This window comes from Nocardioides sp. P4_G4 (assembly GCF_056401085.1).
The window spans coordinates 1-3,112 of record NZ_JBFUKA010000164.1; the positions used below are offsets into that span (position 1 = coordinate 1).

Annotated in this window: 4 protein-coding genes and 1 pseudogene; 3 read left to right on the plus strand and 2 right to left on the minus strand. The window is 68.3% G+C overall.

The window, feature by feature from the left end; genetic code table 11:
* A partial coding sequence (locus AC1DQF_RS21370; RefSeq protein WP_477527235.1) for a DUF1697 domain-containing protein occupies positions 1–359 on the minus strand: 359 nt, incomplete at its 3' end.
* Between the two features lie 78 nt (positions 360–437).
* On the opposite strand from AC1DQF_RS21370, the gene AC1DQF_RS21375 reads away from it, so the two are divergent.
* Genes AC1DQF_RS21375 through AC1DQF_RS21385 form a run of 3 tightly spaced genes read left to right on the plus strand, consistent with a single transcriptional unit; the run spans position 438 to position 2,834 of the window.
* On the plus strand, positions 438–1,226 hold the full coding sequence (locus AC1DQF_RS21375; RefSeq protein ID WP_477527236.1) for a transporter substrate-binding domain-containing protein: 789 nt from the start codon (positions 438–440) through the stop codon (positions 1,224–1,226).
* A gap of 40 nt (positions 1,227–1,266) precedes the next feature.
* Positions 1,267–2,058, plus strand: a complete 792-nt coding sequence (locus AC1DQF_RS21380) for an amino acid ABC transporter permease (RefSeq protein ID WP_477527237.1) — start codon at positions 1,267–1,269, stop codon at positions 2,056–2,058.
* Positions 2,058–2,834 carry an amino acid ABC transporter ATP-binding protein gene (locus tag AC1DQF_RS21385; RefSeq protein ID WP_477527238.1) on the plus strand — a complete coding sequence of 259 codons (777 nt, stop codon included), beginning with the start codon at positions 2,058–2,060 and terminating at the stop codon, positions 2,832–2,834. Before AC1DQF_RS21380 ends, AC1DQF_RS21385 begins: the two co-directional genes overlap by 1 nt.
* A gap of 20 nt (positions 2,835–2,854) precedes the next feature.
* Here AC1DQF_RS21385 and AC1DQF_RS21390 read toward each other — a convergent pair.
* Positions 2,855–3,112: pseudogene (locus AC1DQF_RS21390) on the minus strand (ArgP/LysG family DNA-binding transcriptional regulator); the annotation flags it as partial.

A 3,112-nucleotide genomic window follows, 5' to 3' on the forward strand; every position in this document is an offset into this window, starting at 1 on the left:
ATCTCGCGCACCTGGGCGGCCGTCGGCTCCTTCTTGAGCAGCGAGACGTACTGCATGCCCAGCCGGTCGTGGCCGGACGCGATCTCCTCGGCGTCGGCCGCGATCCGCACCAGCTCCGCGGGCGTCAGCACCACCGTCGGCACCTCGAAGCCCCGGTCCGCGGCGAAGGCCTCCTCGAGGTCCACGGCGACCTTCGTGGTCGACCGCCGGCTCGAGGTCAGGCGCACGTTGCCGGTGTTGATGTAGGTCTCGACGTCGCGCGCTCCCGTGGACTCCACGGCCGCACGGATGGCGTCCTTGGGGAACTTGCGGGTCGCGCCGAGGTTGATCGCGCGCAGGAAGGCCACGTAGGTCGGCATGTCGCCATTGTGCTCAATATCGCGCGTCGGTGTGACGAGGGAGACCTTCTGGGTCCGAGCGGGTCTAGGGTGACGGCCATGAACCTTCGAGCCCTCGCCTCCGGAATCAGCGTCCTCGCCCTCGCCCTCGCGGCCGCGGGCTGCGCGAAGGACGACGCCACCACGACCACAGAGTCGGGCATCTCGCTGGTCAAGGACGGGACGCTGACCATCTGCACGCACCTCCCCTACGAGCCCTTCGAGTTCACCGACGGAGGCGAGGTCGTCGGCTTCGACCCCGACGTGCTCAAGATCGCCGCCGACAACGAGGGCCTCGACACCGAGGTCCTCGATGTCGCGTGGGAGACGATCACGACCGGTGAGGCCCTCAACACCGGCCAGTGCGACGTGGGCGCCGGTGCGATGACGATCACCGACGAGCGCGAGGCCGTCATGGACTTCACCGACCCCTACTTCGAGGCCACCCAGGCGCTGATGACCAAGACCGGCTCGGGCATCGCCTCGCTCGATGACCTCGCCGGCATGACTGTCGCCGTCCAGGACGGGACGACCGGTGCCGACTACGTGCGCGAGAACGCGCCGAAGGACACCGAGATCATCTCGTTCGAGGACTCCTCGCTGATGCAGCAGGCGGTCAAGACCGGCAAGGCCGACGCGGGCGTCAACGACAACGGCCTGCTCAACTACTTCGTCAGCCAGAACCCTGACGTCGAGGTGACCACCGAGTTCAAGACCGGTGAGAAGTACGGCTTCTCGGTCAAGAAGGGCAGCAACGACGACCTGCTCGCCGCCATCAACGACGGGATCGCGAGCGCCGACTACGACGCCGTCTACGAGAAGTGGTTCGGCGAGGCCCCGGCCAGCTGATCGTCCTTCCCTGCCCCCCCGACGAAGGTGATGTGAGCCCATGGCGAGTCCCCGCCAGCGCGCCGCCCGGTGGCGCTACGTCCAGTACGCCGTGCTGGTGGTGGTGGTGCTCGCCATCGCCTTCCTCGCCGACTGGGCCCAGATCCAGCGCGCGTTCTGGAACTGGGAGCTGGTCAAGGAGCAGTTCCCCCGCGTCCTGACGATCGCGCTGAAGAACACGATCATCTACACCGCGTGCGGCTTCACGTTCGGCCTGGCGCTGGGGCTCGTGCTCGCCCTGATGCGTCTGTCGAGCGTGGGCCCCTACCGGTGGATCGCGACGGTGATCATCGAGCTCTTCCGCGGGATCCCGGCCCTGGTCGTCTTCATCGCGCTCAGCGTGGGCGTCAGCCTGGCCTTCCCCGCCTACGAGATCCCGTTCGGCAACCTCGGCGTCGTCACCCTGGCCCTGGGCCTGGTCGGCGGCGCCTACATGGCCGAGACGATCCGAGCCGGCATCCAGGCGGTGCCCAAGGGGCAGATGGAGGCGGCGCGGTCGCTGGGCATGTCCCACTCCCGGGCGATGATCAGCGTCGTGGTCCCCCAGGCGTTCCGGATCATCCTGCCGCCGCTGACCAACGAGCTCATCCTGCTGACCAAGGACTCGTCGCTGGTCTACATCCTGGGCCTGTCGCTCTCGGACTACGAGCTCACCAAGTTCGGCCGGGAGGGCATGAACTCGGCCTCCAACCTGACCCCGATCGTCGTGATCGCCCTGTGCTACCTGCTCATCACGGTGCCGTTGTCGATCGTCGTACGCCGTATGGAGAGCCGCGCGGAGAGGGCCCGCTGATGACCACCGAGAGCACCACCCCCCGCACCCCCGACGGCGATCGCGCCGCCGCGGCCATCGACGTGCAGGACCTGCACAAGTACTTCGGCGCCAACGAGGTGCTCAAGGGCATCGACTTCCACGTCGGTCAGGGCCAGGTGGTCTGCGTCATCGGGCCCTCCGGCTCGGGCAAGTCCACCCTGCTGCGCTGCGTCAACATGCTCGAGACGCCCACCAGCGGCAAGATCTACGTCGAGGGCGAGGAGATCACCCACCCCGACGCCGACGTCGACAAGCTGCGCGCGCGCATCGGCATCGTGTTCCAGAGCTTCAACCTGTTCCCCCACATGAACGTGCTGCGCAACCTCACCATCGCGCAGGAGAAGGTCGCCGGCCGCAAGAAGGCCGAGGCCGTCGAGATCGCGCGCGCCAACCTCGAGAAGGTAGGCCTGGCCGAGAAGGAGAAGGCCTACCCGGCCCACCTCTCGGGCGGGCAGCAGCAGCGGGTGGCCATCGCCCGGGCGCTGTCGATGCAGCCCGACCTGATGCTCTTCGACGAGCCCACCTCGGCCCTGGACCCCGAGCTGGTCGGCGACGTGCTCGCCGTGATGAAGGACCTGGCGTCCGAGGGCATGACGATGATGGTCGTGACCCACGAGATGGGCTTCGCCCGCGAGGTCGGCGACAACCTGGTCTTCATGGACGGTGGCGTCATCGTCGAGGAGGGCGACCCACGCACGGTGCTGGGCGACCCGCAGCACGAGCGCACCCAGGCCTTCCTCTCCAAGGTGCTCTAGCTCGTCGCTCGCTGCTCAGCTCAGCTCAGCCAGCCGCGCGCCGCGCCGGTGATGGCGGACGTCAGGTCCGCCATCAGTGGCGACTCCAGGCGCCAGTGCTGCCAGAACAGCGGTACGTCGGTGTGCCGGCCGGGCACGATCTCGACCAGCCGCCCGGCGTCGAGGTCGGCGCGGACCTGCACCTCGGGGATCATCCCCCACCCCATCCCCCGGCGGACGGCGTTGTCGAACTCCCCCACCGACGGGATCCACGTCACCGGGGGCGTCAGGTGCCGACG